Here is a 13,344-nt window from a genome sequence, read left to right on the forward strand (position 1 = left end):
TCCTCAGTGAACGAATTCGCGAACGTCGGTGAAATGTCCGGCAATGGCCGCCGCGGCCGCCATGGCCGGGCTGACCAGATGCGTCCGGCCGCCGAACCCCTGACGCCCTTCGAAATTACGGTTGGACGTAGAGGCGCAGTGTTCGCCCTGACCCAACTTGTCGGCGTTCATCGCCAGACACATGGAGCAGCCCGGATCGCGCCATTCCAGCCCCGCTTCGATGAAGATCCTGTCCAGGCCTTCCTGTTCCGCCTGCACTTTGACCAGGCCTGAGCCCGGCACCACCATCGCCTGCTTCAACTGCGACGACACCTTGCGGCCCTTGACCACCGCCGCCGCTTCGCGCAGATCCTCGATGCGGGAGTTGGTGCAGGAACCAATGAACACGCGATCGAGCTTGATGTCGGTGATCGCCGTGTTCGGCGCCAGCCCCATATACTTGAGCGCCCGCACGATGCCCTCGCGCTTGATGGGATCGGCTTCCTGCTCGGGATCGGGCACCTGATCGCCCACGCCCACGACCATTTCCGGTGACGTCCCCCAGGTGACCTGCGGCTGGATCTCGGAGCCTTCCAGCTCGATCACCTTGTCGAACTCGGCATCGGCGTCACTGTGGAGGTCGCGCCAGGCGGCAACCGCTGCGTCCCACATTTCGCCCTTGGGTGCATAGGGCCGCCCCTTGACGTACTCGATGGTCGTGTCGTCAACCGCGACCATGCCGACCCGGGCGCCCGCTTCGATGGACATGTTGCAGATGGTCATGCGGCCTTCCATGGACAGGTTGCGGATGGCTTCGCCGCCAAACTCGATGGCGTAACCGGTACCGCCAGCGGTGCCGATCCTGCCGATGATGGCCAGCACCACGTCCTTGCCGGTCACGCCCGGCCCGAGCCGCCCGTTGACCTTGACCAGCATGTTCTTCATTTTCTTCTGCACTAGGCACTGGGTGGCCAGCACGTGCTCCACCTCGGAGGTCCCGATGCCATGCGCCAGTGTGCCGAAGGCGCCGTGGGTGGAAGTGTGGGAGTCACCGCAGACAATGGTCATGCCCGGCAAGGTGGCGCCCTGCTCCGGCCCAATCACGTGCACGATGCCCTGGCGCTGATCCTTGATCTTGAATTCCAGGATGCCGAACTCGTCGCAGTTCTTGTCGAGGGTTTCCACCTGGGTGCGGGATACCGGGTCAACGATGCCGTCGATACCGCGCGCCCGGTCCGTGGTGGGAACGTTGTGGTCGGGCGTAGCCAGGTTCGCGTCCAGGCGCCAGGGACGGCGACCGGCGAGGCGCAGGCCTTCGAACGCCTGCGGAGACGTCACTTCGTGCAGGAGCTGACGGTCGATGTAGATCAGCGCCGAACCGTCATCACGCTGTTTGACCAAATGGTCGTCCCACAATTTGTCGTACAAGGTCTTTCCAGCCATGGGGCCTCCCTCAATCGCGGCGTTGCCACCGCGCCTCATCAGATGATCGTTATTGATGATTTATGATAAACCCACGCCTGTGATAACCTCAATTCATGTTTTTTATAGTTTGAATTCCAGATAGGAATCCAGCCGTATGGACACCCAGGCCCTCGCCGCCTTCGTCGCGATCGTCGACCATCAGTCGTTCTCGGAAGCGGCGGAAGCACTCCACCTGACGCAACCGGCCGTCAGCAAACGGCTAGCCTCGCTGGAAAACCAGGCCGGCATGCCCCTGATCGAGCGCGGTCAGCGCAGTTTCGCGCTCACCGAAGGCGGTCGCCGGCTCCTGCCCTACGCCCGGCGCATCCTCGACGAACTGCATAATGCCCGGCTGGACCTGTCGGCCGCCACCGGCCGTATCGGCGGGCGACTGTCCGTCATCGCCAGCCACCACATCGGCCTGCACCACCTGCCGGCCTGGCTGCGTCGGTTCAACCGGGATTACCCGGATGTCTCGCTGGAACTGCAGTTCATGGACTCGGAGAGCGCCTTCGACCAGCTCAAACGGCGCTCCTGCGAGCTGGCCTTCGTCACCCTGAGCGACGCGATGGACCAGCCTTTCGACATCAAGACCCAATGGCTGGACCCGATGGCCTTCGTCGTTGGCAACGAACACCCGCTGGCGTTCCGCGATCCGGTCGCACTGGCGGATCTCTCCGGCTACAGCGCACTCCTGCCGGACACCGGCACGGCCACCTATCGGGTGATCAGCCGCCTGTTCATGGCCGAGAACCTCACCCTACGCCCACGCATGCCCACCAATTACCTGGAAACCATCAAGATGATGACGAGCGTGGGGCTGGGCTGGAGCGTACTGCCGCGGAGCATGCTGGACGCGTCACTGCATGTATTGCCTGTGGCGCATGACGTAAGCCGGATGCTGGGTGCCATCGGGCTGGCCGGCCGCAGCCTGAGCCCGGCGGCCGAGGCGCTGCTGTCGATCGCCGAAGAAATGAATTAAGACGCCGCTTGCGACATGGCCGGCGGCGACCGCAGCCAGACACCAGCGATCACCAGGGCCAGCACGATGGCCGCTGCGCTGCCCAGGAAAGCCGCTGCGGTGCCGTGCCATTCGACCAGCAAGCCCGACATCCAGGCCCCAGCCGCACCGCCCGCGCCGTAGGTCAGACCGCTGTACAGTGCCTGCCCCTGGCCGTGGTGCTGATGACCGAAATAGCTGTGGATGTAGTTCACCGACACCGCATGCAGGGCGCCGTAGGATGCCGCGTGCAGCAACTGGGCGACGATCAGCACCGGCACCACGTCCGAATACTCCGCAATCAGTACCCAGCGCAGCAGGGTCAGGCCAAGGGCCGCCAACGCAATGGCGCGCATACTGAAGCGATGAAACAGCCGGTGCATGATCAGGAACAGCCCGATCTCCGCCGCCACCCCCAGCGACCAAAGCAGGCCGACGCTGAACTTGTCGTACCCCAGACTTTCCAGGTGGATACTGAAGAAGGTGTAGTAGGCGCCATGGGACACCTGCAGCAGGAAATTCATGGCAAAGAAGGCCACGACAGTCGCCTGGAACACGATCGCGCTGATCCCGCCGCGCGTGCGCTCGGGGCGCACCTCGCCCTGGGTCGACGGAACACAGAACGACGCCACGGCAATCCCCAGAAACAGCGGCATCAGGATCGCCGGCAACCAGCGCAGGGACACGTATTCCAATACCAGGCCAATCAACGCCACGGACGCGATAAACCCGACGCTGCCCCAAAGCCGCACTCGCCCGTAACGGGCCCGGTCGCGCCCCAGGCCCTGCAGGGTAATGACCTCATAAAGCGGCAGGATGGCGTTCCAGAAGAAGGTGAACGCCAGCATCACCAGCATCAGACCGTAGAAATCGGGCTCCAGGAAGACACCGGCAAAGCAGACCAGGCCCATTACCGATCCGAGACGGACCAGGCGAACCCGTTTACCGCTGCGGTCACCCAGCCAGCCCCAGACATTGGGGGCGATGATCTTCGTGAGCTGGATCGTCGCCATCAACGCGGCGATCTGGAGGTAGGAAAAGCCCCGGTCCTCGAGGTAAAGCGACCAATACGGCAGCATCGCGCCCAGCAACGCGAAAAACCAGAAATAAAGGTTGGACAGACGCCAGTAGATAGTCGCTCCCGCTGGGCCCGGTGGGTTGTGCATCGACGGGCGCTTAGCGGCCCGTCTTCTCGATATCCGGTGTCTCGATGCTGACGTCACCGTTCTGGGCCCGATGACGCAGGTAATGGTCCATCAGCACCAGTGCCGTCATCGCTTCGGCGATCGGCGTGGCGCGAATACCGACGCAGGGATCGTGACGACCGGTGGTGACCACTTCGACCGGATTGCCGTGCACATCGATGCTTTGCCCGGGCAGGCGCAGGCTGGATGTGGGCTTGAGGGCAATGCTGGCGAGCAGCGGCTGGCCGGAAGAAATCCCCCCCAGCACGCCGCCGGCGTGGTTCGACAGGAAGCCGTCGGGCGTCATTTCGTCCCGGTGTTCGGTGCCCTTCTGGGTGATCGCACCGAATCCGGCGCCAATCTCAACGCCTTTGACGGCATTGATGCTCATCAACGCATGGGCCAGGTCCGCATCCAGCCGATCGAATACCGGCTCGCCCAGCCCCGGCGGCACGTTCTCGGCCACGACGTTGATGCGTGCGCCAATGGAGTTGCCTTCCTTGCGCAGGGCATCCATGTATTCTTCCAGCTCGGGCACCCTGGAAGCATCCGGGCAGAAGAACGGATTCGCGTGCACCTGATCCCAGTCCAGGTGTTCGATGGTGATCGGCCCCAGCTGGGACAGATAACCCCGCACCGTAATGCCCAGACGCTCGTGTAGGTACTTGCGGGCAATGGCCCCCGCCGCCACACGCATGGCGGTTTCCCGCGCCGAGGAACGACCACCACCGCGGTAGTCGCGCACACCGTACTTGTGCATGTAGGTGTAGTCGGCGTGAGCCGGGCGGAACTGATCCTTGATTTTGGAGTAGTCCTTGGAACGCTGGTCGGTATTCTCGATCAGCAGGCCGATGGGCGTACCGGTGGTCCTGCCCTCGAACACACCCGAGAGGATGCGCACCTCGTCCGGCTCGCGACGCTGGGTAGTGTGGCGGGACGTGCCCGGCTTCCGGAGATCCAGGTCCGCCTGCAAGTCCGCTTCGGTCAGCGGTAGCCCCGGCGGGCAACCGTCGACAATCGCCCCCAGGGCCTGGCCGTGACTTTCACCAAAGGTGGTGACGGTGAAGAGCTTTCCAAAACTGTTTCCAGACATAAATCAGCTTCTTGCAGTGATTACTTTAGATAGTTTCCAGGCGTCGACCCACCCCCGACCAGTATCAGGCGGATGGCAGATCCTCACGGCTCAGCACAAAAACGCCGTCGCCGCCATGCTCGAACTCAATCCAGGTGAACGGGATATCCGGCCGCGCCTCCTGCAAGGCGACCCAGCTGTTACCAACCTCGACCACCAGCAGGCCGTTGTCGGTCAGATGATCGCGGGCCTTCTCCAGAATGCGGTAAGCGATATCAAGCCCATCGTCACCAGCCTCCAGTCCCAGGCGCGGTTCGTAGTGGAACTCGTCCGGCATGTCGGCCATGTCTTCGGCGTCCACGTAGGGCGGATTGCTTAGGATCAGGTCATAACGCCCTTCCACCTGGTCGAGAACGTCGGACTTGAGGGCCCTCACCCGATGCCCCAGCCCGTGCATGGCGATATTGCCGTGGGCCACATCCAGAGCGTCGTCGGAAATGTCCGCCAGGTCGACTTCGGCGTCCTCGAACACGGTCGCCGCCGCGATACCAATGCAGCCGCTGCCGGCGCACAGGTCCAGGATCCGGTGGACCGGCTTGTCCCCCAGCCAGGGCTGGAAGCCGGCCTGGATCAGCTCGCCAATCGGCGAACGAGGCACCAGCACCCGCGCGTCCACCTGGAACGGTAGCCCCATGAACCAGGCTTCGCCCAGCAGGTAAGCCACGGGCACCCGCTCCTCAATGCGCTGCTGCATGCGATCCAGGATGAGCAGCCGTTCGTCACGGGTCAGGCGTGCGTCCAGGAACACTGTGTTGTTCTCCAGGGGCAAGCCCACACTGCGCAACACCAGATGGACGGCTTCATCCCAGGCGTTATCCGTACCATGGCCGTAGTAGATATCGGACTGGGCGAATTGGCTTGTGACGTAACGCAGCAGGTCACGGACGGTCAGTAATTCATCGACGGGTTCGACAGGCACCGAAAACAATTCCTTGGACTATTTCGAAAGCCCGTATTATACGCAGGTTTGCCGGCTTTTGTGGCACTCCGGGCGTCAGGGCGCCATGATACCGGAGGTATTTTGGTCGTTTTCGAAACGGTCCAGCGCCGATTCCATACGCTCGCGGCCGATCTGAATCATCTCCGGCGCCTTGTGATAGTCGTAAGTACGGCAGGACGCCTTGGGCACGTTCACCAGCATGTCCGGCGGATATCCGGCGATCTTGTACTGGATCAGGGCGTTCTGCATGGTTTCGATGGTCATGTTCATGATGTCGAACTTGCCGATGCCCAGCTTGTCCCAGGCAATGGTGCCATGACCGTCCTCGCCGGCCTGCACGCCTTCGGCCTCCTCCTCCAGATCTTCCTTCGCCTCGGCTATTGGCTCGGGATCCGTCGCACCCTTCGGGCCCAGCGAGCGCAGCAGGTCCCAGTCGAACCAGCGGCCAGCCTTGGTCCGCATGCGGTCCAGCCAGACTTCCAGGTCGCTTTCCGGGTCGTCCATGTAGACACTCTTGGGCAGGCGGTAGCTGCTGCGGTCTTCGCCGGCGAGGTTGACGGCAAAGATATAGTCCGCATGGGCCGCGATGGTGGGGATGATGGGAAGCGGATTGAGCAACCCGCCGTCCACCAGCACGCGCCCATTGAACACCACCGGCGTCACCACGCCGGGAATGGCGATCGATGCCCGGATGGCCTGGTGCAACGAGCCTTCCTGGAACCAGATCTCCTTGTGGGCCAGAAGGTCGGTCGCCACGGCCGTGTAGGCCATCGGCAGATCCTCGATCAGGGTATCGCCGATGATGTCCCGGACGACGGAAAACACCTTCTCGCCCCGAATCGCGCCGGCCGGCGACAGGGAAACGTCCAGCAGCCGCAGCACATCGAGCTGCTTCAGCCCCGTCACCCAGTCCTTGTAATCCTGCATCTTGCCGGCGGCGTACACGCCGCCGATCAGCGAGCCCATCGAGCAGCCGGCAATGGCTACGATGTCGTAACCGCGCTCCTCCAGCACCTCCACCGCGCCGATGTGGGCGTAACCCCGGGCGCCACCGCTGCCCAGCACCAGGGCGCAGGTCCGGCGGCGTGGCTCGGCGTCGGCGTTCTCGCCGTTCTCGACGGACTGACGCAGGCTTGTGTCTTCCCGCTCGGTCATGGTCTCAACCTCCTGTGGCGGACGCTTCCTTGATAACAACGATCTCGATCCGGTTGCCGCCGCCACGGCCGGTCTGGATGGCCGACTGGGCCGGCCCGGCATTAATCAGGAACTGCTGCTCGCGGGGAATGCCGATTTTTTCCAGCAGCGCCTGCATGGCATCGGCCACCCGGGATGAGCGATCGAGCGCATCGCCCACGGTTTCATCGCCGCCCAGAACCACATGACTCGTGATCATCACCGTCGAGCCCGGGGCCTCGGCCCAGCCCACCAGTTTCTGGCGGGTGTCCGGATCCCAGTCGAATCGATAGGTGATGTTGCCGCTCCAGGGCACCTGGAGCGGGCCGAGGATACGCCCGGCTTCCGGCGACAGGGAGACCGCGTCAGCGCTCTCCTGCACCGCCAGCTCCTCCAGCCATACATAGTCCCGCTTGTTACCGCGGGTAATGCTGTAGAGCAGCACCAGCCTGAGGGTCCCATCGTCATCACGATAGGAATACGCCGCGTACCCCTGATCCTCGTCGCGACCGTAGAGCGTCGCCTGGCGAAAAACCCGGTTGGCCCAGACGTTACTGCGTCCGCAATCGCGCCCGGAGCAGGTAAACAGCGTCCGCCCTTCCTCGCGGGCCAACACTTCGCGATAAAACTCGCTCACCCGGTCCAGTGATGAGTCCGGATCGATCTGCAACAATCGCCCGCTGCCCTCGACATCCAGACGCAACTGACGCTCCGCGCGGATTTCGTCATTCACTTCCCGCACCGGGCTGAGCAGCACGTGGTGGTTGGGCGCCTCGATGGACACGTCTGACTCCACCGTCGCCATCGGGAACGGCGGCAAACGCTCGGCCAAGGCCAGACCACTCGCAACCATGCCAAGCAGCGCAATGGCAATCCGGAAAACCAGCCCGCGACAACTCATGACTTGAGAAACGCCCGGATTGCGTCGGTCACCGGAGCCACATCGCCATCCAGGTGGCAGTGGTGTGAGCCCGGAACGGTGACGTCCTGAAGATTCCGGATCAGCTGCGACCGCTGCTGCCACTTTTCACGACCGCCCAGCAGTCCGGACTCGGCCCGGAGTAAAAGCGTCGGCGCCTCGATGGCTTGCAGGAACGCGTGTACCTGGGCCTCGTCCAGGCGACCGGGTGACGGAAAGCGCAGTCGCGCGTCCGTACGCCAGCGGAAACCGCCATCGACCTCTTCCAGATTGCGCGGGACCAGCAGGTGGGCGGCTTCATCGCTGAGCGGGCTCAACCCGCCGGCCCGCACCTTGGCGGCGTCCTCCAGGGTCCGGTAGGTCGCGGCCGCACCGGCGCCGCGCAGGCGCTTGCGAATAGCCTTGCGGAGCTGGCCGGGAGAATCCCCGGCCGCCTGGGAAAGGGGGCCCAGACTGTCGATCATCACCAGCTTGTCGACTTTTTCAGGGAAACTGGCCGCCACGAGCGTACCGATGATACCGCCCAGGGAATGGCCGACAATCGCCACCGGACGCTCGAAATGATGATCGATCAGTTCCACCACATCCGCCGCATAGTCCAGCAGACTGTAATGTTCTCCGGGGCTGCGATGCTGGGAGTGGCCGTGGCCGGGGAGATCGATACCGTAAAAGGGGCCGATGTCGCCAAGCGCTGGCGCCACCCGGGTGAAGGTTGCGGCGTTGTCCAGCCAGCCATGCAGGCCAAGGATGGGGATTCCGCTGTCCGGCAATGCGACGTTGCCGTGCCAGGTCAGCCCCGCCAGTGTCAGGTGGCGCAATGGCCAGGCGGTTTCCTTGGGCCGGGCTGTTTCCTCGGGAGAGTACGCCGCCTGGCCCTCGCGGGCGGGCACGACGGTAGCAGGCTTGTTCATAGGCGTTGGCTGGCCGTTACATGGTGTGGGTCGGACGATCAGAGCCCAGCGCACCCGCCAGATAGGCCTCGATCTTGTTCTTGGCGCTCTCGTCGTCGCCATTGAACTGCACGCCGATGCCCGCGGCGCGGTTGCCCTGCGCCCCCTTGGGCGTAATCCAGACCACCTTGCCGGCGACGGGAATTTTCTCGGGTTCGTCCATCAGGTTGAGCAGCAGGAAGACTTCATCGCCCAGCTGGTATTGTTTCTGGGTGGGAATGAATAACCCGCCGTCCTTGATATAGGGCATGTAGGCGGCATACAGCACAGCCTTGTCCTTGATCGTCAATGTCAGAATGCCGCTGCGCGCGCCAAAACCTGGACCCATAAATCACCCTTTCGTTATTTTTCACCCGCGGCCGTAAAGCGCCCTGCGCCGGACAGGTTCCCGACCACGGATGCCAATCCTTGAATCTACAGCAATGTTAGCAGCCTGACAGCCTGTGACGAAGCCTTCAGGAAATAAATAAGGCGTCAGCCGGCGCGTCGACGTTTCCGGGGCATCAGGGCGAGCCACTGCAGCAACAGCCGCTCGATCTCCAGTTCCGGGTTGAGGTTGTAACTTAGCCCGGCACGGCTCTCGGTCAGCTGCGCCAGGATATCGTGCGCCCGGTGGGGTGGATTCTGTTGCGCCAGGAAGCCCAGTACGTCCGCCATCGCCGCATCCGTCGCCGCGCCGCCCACGCTGATCCGCGCCAGATCGGCCGCCCACCCGGCCATCAGGTCCAGACTGTTTTCCAGACCCAGTTTTACAAACGGCTTGGCCGCGTCTTCGGGAGGCAATTTGAGTTTGAGAAACTGGCGAAAATCGGCCAGGCACTGGTCCACTGCGGCCACATAGCCCTCATCCAGGTAGCGGCGCGCCAGCAGCGGTGCTCCGCCGGAAAGCTGCAGCGCCCGCTCCATGGCTCGCTCGTCGGCTTCCACGGCCTCATCCCCGGCGACTGAGCGCACCAACCACGCGGCGGCGTCATCCATCGACGGGCCACCGAGCAACGTTGACTGGCAGCGCGAGCGAATGGTCGGCAGCAGCGGCTTTCCGGCCTGCTGGAGCAGGATCAGGGTCACATCGGGATTGGGCTCTTCCAGGGTTTTGAGCAGCGCATTGGCGGAGTTGATGTTCAACTGATCAGCGCTGTCGAGAATGATCACCTTGTTGCGCGCCACCTGGGGCGACGCCACGGCGAAATCGCCCAACGCCCGCACCTGATCCACCTTGATCACCTTGGAGTCCTCGGGCCGGTAGGTGCGGATATCCGGATGCGAGCCCGCCGCCACCAGCTCGCACTGTTTGCAGTGGCCACAGGGCTTGGCGGCTTCGCCACTGCCTTCGCAGACCAGGCGCCGAGCCAGCTCCTGGGCGAAAACGTCCTTGCCAATGCCGTTGCGACCCTCCAGCAGGATGGCGTGAGGCAGGCGCCCTTCCTGCCACCGCTGCACCAACCGGTGCCAACTGTCACTCAGCCACGGCAGACTGTCGATATCCGTGATCACGTTACCTCCGGGATGGCCTGTTCAAGTCCTGCGACGCAGCTGCCGAAGCAGGTTCCGCAGCCGGCGCCGATCCGCCCTGGTCAGCGGCGCCGGGCCATAATAGTGATTGTTCAGGGCGCGGGCAAAAGCCAGGTGCTGTCGGGCGTCATCCGGATGCCTGGCCGCCGCGGCCTGCGCCAGCGCCATGGGGGTCGATGACCGATCCGCCTCGACGCCGTGTCGGCGCAGTTGCCGCCGCCATTGCGCCATCAGGCGAGCTTCCGGCCGATAAACCCCGGGCCGATGCTGGCGCCAGAGACTCCACAGTGCCGCCGCCAGCACAATCGTTCCCACCAGGCCCGCCGTCAGGTAGCCCAGGTCTTTCAACGACAGGTTGCCGGGCAGGCGCGACATCAGGTTCATCTGGGTCTGGCCCTGGTAGCCCACCACCCAGCGCTGCCACTCGTAGTTGAGCAGATCCAGGCGCAATGACACCCACTGCACCAGCGCAATATCACCGTAGCGTTGCGGGCTGGTCCACTCGTTCTCCAGGAACGAACCTTCCTCGGCGACCGCATCCCGCAGCCCGGATTCTATGCGCTGGGGCGATATGGCGGCCGTGGGATCGACCCGGAACCAGCCCCGCGACGGCGTCCAGGCCTCGACCCAGGCGTGGGCGTCGTACTGGCGGACGATCAGATAGTCACCGTCCGCACCCGGACTGCCGCCCTGGTACCCCACGACGATTCGCGCCGGAATGCCGACTGACCGCAACAGGAAGGCCGTGGCGCTGGCGTAATGGGCGCAGAATCCTCGCTTGGCATCAAACAGCAGGCTATCGACGCTATCGTCCGGCATTTCCGGCGGTCGCAGGGTGTAGAAATATGCCTGATTCCGGAAACGCTGGAGAATCGCCTGGATCAGCGCGCTGTCGTCCGCGTAGTCGGCTCGCAATTGCGCAGCCAGCTCGCGGGCTCTCGGGTTACCAGCGGCCGGCAGGTGCAGGTAACGCTGCTCGTCGCGACGCGAGAGGGCCTGGATCAGCTCGCCACCGTCGTCCGGATCCAGGGCCAGACGATAGCGAATACTGGTGTCCGCCGGACGACGGAACCGGAACAGGCCGTCAGCCGTAGGCTCGATGTTGGTCGACACCGCCCGGGAGTCGTCCAATGCAAAGGCCCAGCGCTGGTAGGTGGGCTCCATCAGCACATCGTACTGACCGGACTGAAGCGGTCCGACACCGCCATCCGACAGGACCCGCCCCGCCCGCCGACGCGGCTGCACCTGCCAGGGCTCCCAGCGCCCGTCGACGAAGTGGTCCAGGATCAGGCCGCGCCAGTAACGCTCCCGGTGCGGCGGCAGGCCATCGGCAAACGTCACCCGGAAAGCCCGCTCGCTGCTCTGGGCCAGGTCCGATATGGAACCCGGCTCCATGGTGTCGGAAATGCCGGTGCGCGCCTGATTCGAAACCAGCGGCACGCTCCACAGGGGCGACATCCGGGGAAAGAAGATGAACAGGATCACGACCACTGGCAGGGTCTTCAGCAGCAAACCGCCCAGGCGCTTCCATCCGGCTACCGGTGCATTGGGAGCCTCCGGCGCGTTCAGCACCTGCAGACCAACCAGCAGGATGAGAATCCCCGCGAGATTGAGCAGGGTCCACAGAATGCCCTGCTGGAACAGGAAATTGACCGCCGCCAGGTAGCACAGGATGAAGAACAGCACGTAATAATCCCGCGCGGTACGCGTTTCCAGCCACTTCAGCCCGACGGCAAGCACAAAGAACGAGGCGGCGGTTTCGACCGTGAAGCGCCCCTGCACCGTCGCCACGTAGACGCCGATCAACCCCAGCATGACCACCGTCCCCCAGAGTTTCCCCGGCAGCGCCACACGCCCCTGCTGGGCCAGCCAGCGCCAGCCGGCCAGCACCAGGCAGGCGACCGTCAGCCAGATCGGCAGCCGGTCCCACTGGGGTGCCAGCAGGACCACGAAGGCGCCCAGCAGCCAGATCAGCGCGCGCGCCGGCAGTGTCGTTGGGGCAGTCTCATTCATGCGGCGCTCGCTCCTTCCGGCGCGGTGTCGAATCCGAATCGCCCCAGCGCACGCAGGCAGCGTTGGCGATGCAGCGGTCCGCTGTCCGGTTCAATGGTCTGTCCCGGAAGCACCAGCCCAAAGGGCTGGCGATCGTGGGAACGGGATTCAACCAGCGCTGCCAGGTAGCTGAGTCGCAGCTCGCGGTCGGCGCCCGGAAACTGGTCGTAGTCCAGCCATTGCGGGTCCCGGTGCTCCCCCTCCCACTCGGCAATGACCATTTCACCCGTGCGGGCGTAGCGCTTCCAGAGGACCCGCTGGCTCAGATCGCCCTGCCGCCAGGGGCGGATGTTGGCGTCGACCATGTCTGTCGTCTGGTTATCGCGGCGGGATGTCTCACCACCGGCATCACCGCCGGGCTCGTAAGGGGGCATGACCGGCTTGGGATAAACCACCCCCTGCCCCTGCGGCCGCATCCAGGACCAGGCCGTCAGCAGGCCGAAAGGGAAACGGGTATCCACCCGGATATCGGCCATTTGCACCGGTCCGCGGCGCAGACCGGTGGTCGCCAGTTCGACCTCGCTGATGGCGCCGGCATCCACATGGATGGTGTGCGCGTCGTGCTGTTCCGGTGCCAGGCGAATGGCGAACGCCGCCTGCTTTGCCGTCGCGCGCAAGCGAAACGCGATAGGCTCGCCGGGAAATCCTTCCCCCGCCTCAACCAGGGCGAGATGCAGTCCGGACAGGTTGCTGTGGGTCTGATGCATGGCGGCGACAAACAGCGCGCCGAGAATGAACGTCAGCAGGTAGATCAGGCTGTTCTGATAGTTGATACCGGTCAGCAGCATCACCACCAGCAGGATACCGAACACCACGCCGGCACCCGAAGGCAGGATAAAGATGTTCTTCTGGGTGAACTGCTGATCGTCAGAGCGGGGAATGCGGCGGTCGATCCAGCGCCGCCAGCGTTGCCTGAGTCTGCCGATGATCATCCTTTGCGTCTCAAATCTTTACGTCTCAAATAAGGGCCCGATCGATACGAGCTGGTCACATTTTCAGCACAACGCGCTTGAAAACCCGTTCGCGACTTCAAATACTT

Annotated in this window: 12 protein-coding genes; 1 reads left to right on the forward strand and 11 read right to left on the reverse strand. The window is 63.8% G+C overall.

Going from position 1 to position 13,344, the window contains the following annotated elements:
* Positions 1–3 precede the first annotated feature (3 nt).
* Positions 4–1,422, reverse strand: coding sequence for a 3-isopropylmalate dehydratase large subunit (leuC, locus tag GQB00_RS03495; RefSeq protein ID WP_165855242.1), 1,419 nt, complete (start codon positions 1,420–1,422; stop codon positions 4–6).
* A gap of 136 nt (positions 1,423–1,558) precedes the next feature.
* Between leuC and GQB00_RS03500 the strand changes: the two genes are divergently transcribed.
* A complete protein-coding gene (locus GQB00_RS03500) occupies positions 1,559–2,425 on the forward strand; it encodes a LysR family transcriptional regulator (protein WP_111496034.1) in 867 nt (288 codons plus the stop codon).
* On the opposite strand, the gene GQB00_RS03505 is transcribed toward GQB00_RS03500, so the two are convergent.
* The 10 genes from GQB00_RS03505 to GQB00_RS03550 form a co-directional block, all read right to left on the reverse strand.
* Complete coding sequence (locus GQB00_RS03505; protein WP_165855243.1) at positions 2,422–3,609, reverse strand: MFS transporter; 1,188 nt, start codon at positions 3,607–3,609, stop codon at positions 2,422–2,424. The two genes, GQB00_RS03500 and GQB00_RS03505, sit on opposite strands and share 4 nt — an antisense overlap.
* A 10-nt stretch (positions 3,610–3,619) precedes the next feature.
* Entirely contained in the window at positions 3,620–4,720 is a 1,101-nt protein-coding gene (gene aroC, locus GQB00_RS03510) for a chorismate synthase (RefSeq protein WP_111496032.1), read from the reverse strand.
* Positions 4,721–4,784: 64 nt separating this feature from the next.
* A complete protein-coding gene (prmB, locus tag GQB00_RS03515) occupies positions 4,785–5,678 on the reverse strand; it encodes a 50S ribosomal protein L3 N(5)-glutamine methyltransferase (RefSeq protein WP_111496031.1) in 894 nt (297 codons plus the stop codon).
* A 75-nt stretch (positions 5,679–5,753) separates the two neighbouring features.
* Entirely contained in the window at positions 5,754–6,854 is a 1,101-nt protein-coding gene (locus tag GQB00_RS03520; RefSeq protein ID WP_165855244.1) for a patatin-like phospholipase family protein, read from the reverse strand.
* A 4-nt stretch (positions 6,855–6,858) separates the two neighbouring features.
* Positions 6,859–7,773: a DUF4892 domain-containing protein gene (locus GQB00_RS03525; RefSeq protein ID WP_111496029.1), complete on the reverse strand. Its 915-nt coding sequence runs from the start codon at positions 7,771–7,773 to the stop codon at positions 6,859–6,861.
* Positions 7,770–8,702 carry an alpha/beta fold hydrolase gene (locus GQB00_RS03530; RefSeq protein ID WP_165855245.1) on the reverse strand — a complete coding sequence of 311 codons (933 nt, stop codon included), beginning with the start codon at positions 8,700–8,702 and terminating at the stop codon, positions 7,770–7,772. The genes GQB00_RS03525 and GQB00_RS03530 overlap by 4 nt, the downstream gene beginning before the upstream one ends.
* Positions 8,703–8,718: 16 nt before the next feature.
* Complete coding sequence (locus GQB00_RS03535; protein ID WP_111496027.1) at positions 8,719–9,069, reverse strand: PilZ domain-containing protein; 351 nt, start codon at positions 9,067–9,069, stop codon at positions 8,719–8,721.
* Between the two features lie 146 nt (positions 9,070–9,215).
* Positions 9,216–10,235, reverse strand: coding sequence for a DNA polymerase III subunit delta' (holB, locus tag GQB00_RS03540; RefSeq protein WP_323127241.1), 1,020 nt, complete (start codon positions 10,233–10,235; stop codon positions 9,216–9,218).
* 21 nt (positions 10,236–10,256) lie between these two features.
* Positions 10,257–12,266 carry a transglutaminaseTgpA domain-containing protein gene (locus GQB00_RS03545; RefSeq protein WP_165855246.1) on the reverse strand — a complete coding sequence of 670 codons (2,010 nt, stop codon included), beginning with the start codon at positions 12,264–12,266 and terminating at the stop codon, positions 10,257–10,259.
* Positions 12,263–13,237: a DUF58 domain-containing protein gene (locus GQB00_RS03550; RefSeq protein ID WP_165855247.1), complete on the reverse strand. Its 975-nt coding sequence runs from the start codon at positions 13,235–13,237 to the stop codon at positions 12,263–12,265. Before GQB00_RS03550 ends, GQB00_RS03545 begins: the two co-directional genes overlap by 4 nt.
* Positions 13,238–13,344 lie beyond the last annotated feature (107 nt).

Origin of the sequence: Marinobacter sp. JSM 1782161 (assembly GCF_011421605.1) — a bacterium.
Lineage (GTDB): Bacteria > Pseudomonadota > Gammaproteobacteria > Pseudomonadales > Oleiphilaceae > Marinobacter_A > Marinobacter_A bohaiensis.

Excerpts from the sequence above, each read along its gene's own strand:
- leuC (WP_165855242.1), bottom strand. The coding sequence starts at position 1,422 with ATGGCTGGAAAGACCTTGTACGACAAATTGTGGGACGACCATTTGGTC.
- GQB00_RS03500 (WP_111496034.1), top strand. The coding sequence starts at position 1,559 with ATGGACACCCAGGCCCTCGCCGCCTTCGTCGCGATCGTCGACCATCAG.
- GQB00_RS03505 (WP_165855243.1), bottom strand. The coding sequence starts at position 3,609 with ATGCACAACCCACCGGGCCCAGCGGGAGCGACTATCTACTGGCGTCTG.
- aroC (WP_111496032.1), bottom strand. The coding sequence starts at position 4,720 with ATGTCTGGAAACAGTTTTGGAAAGCTCTTCACCGTCACCACCTTTGGT.
- GQB00_RS03520 (WP_165855244.1), bottom strand. The coding sequence starts at position 6,854 with ATGACCGAGCGGGAAGACACAAGCCTGCGTCAGTCCGTCGAGAACGGC.
- GQB00_RS03525 (WP_111496029.1), bottom strand. The coding sequence starts at position 7,773 with ATGAGTTGTCGCGGGCTGGTTTTCCGGATTGCCATTGCGCTGCTTGGC.
- GQB00_RS03530 (WP_165855245.1), bottom strand. The coding sequence starts at position 8,702 with ATGAACAAGCCTGCTACCGTCGTGCCCGCCCGCGAGGGCCAGGCGGCG.
- GQB00_RS03535 (WP_111496027.1), bottom strand. The coding sequence starts at position 9,069 with ATGGGTCCAGGTTTTGGCGCGCGCAGCGGCATTCTGACATTGACGATC.
- GQB00_RS03545 (WP_165855246.1), bottom strand. The coding sequence starts at position 12,266 with ATGAATGAGACTGCCCCAACGACACTGCCGGCGCGCGCGCTGATCTGG.
- GQB00_RS03550 (WP_165855247.1), bottom strand. The coding sequence starts at position 13,237 with ATGATCATCGGCAGACTCAGGCAACGCTGGCGGCGCTGGATCGACCGC.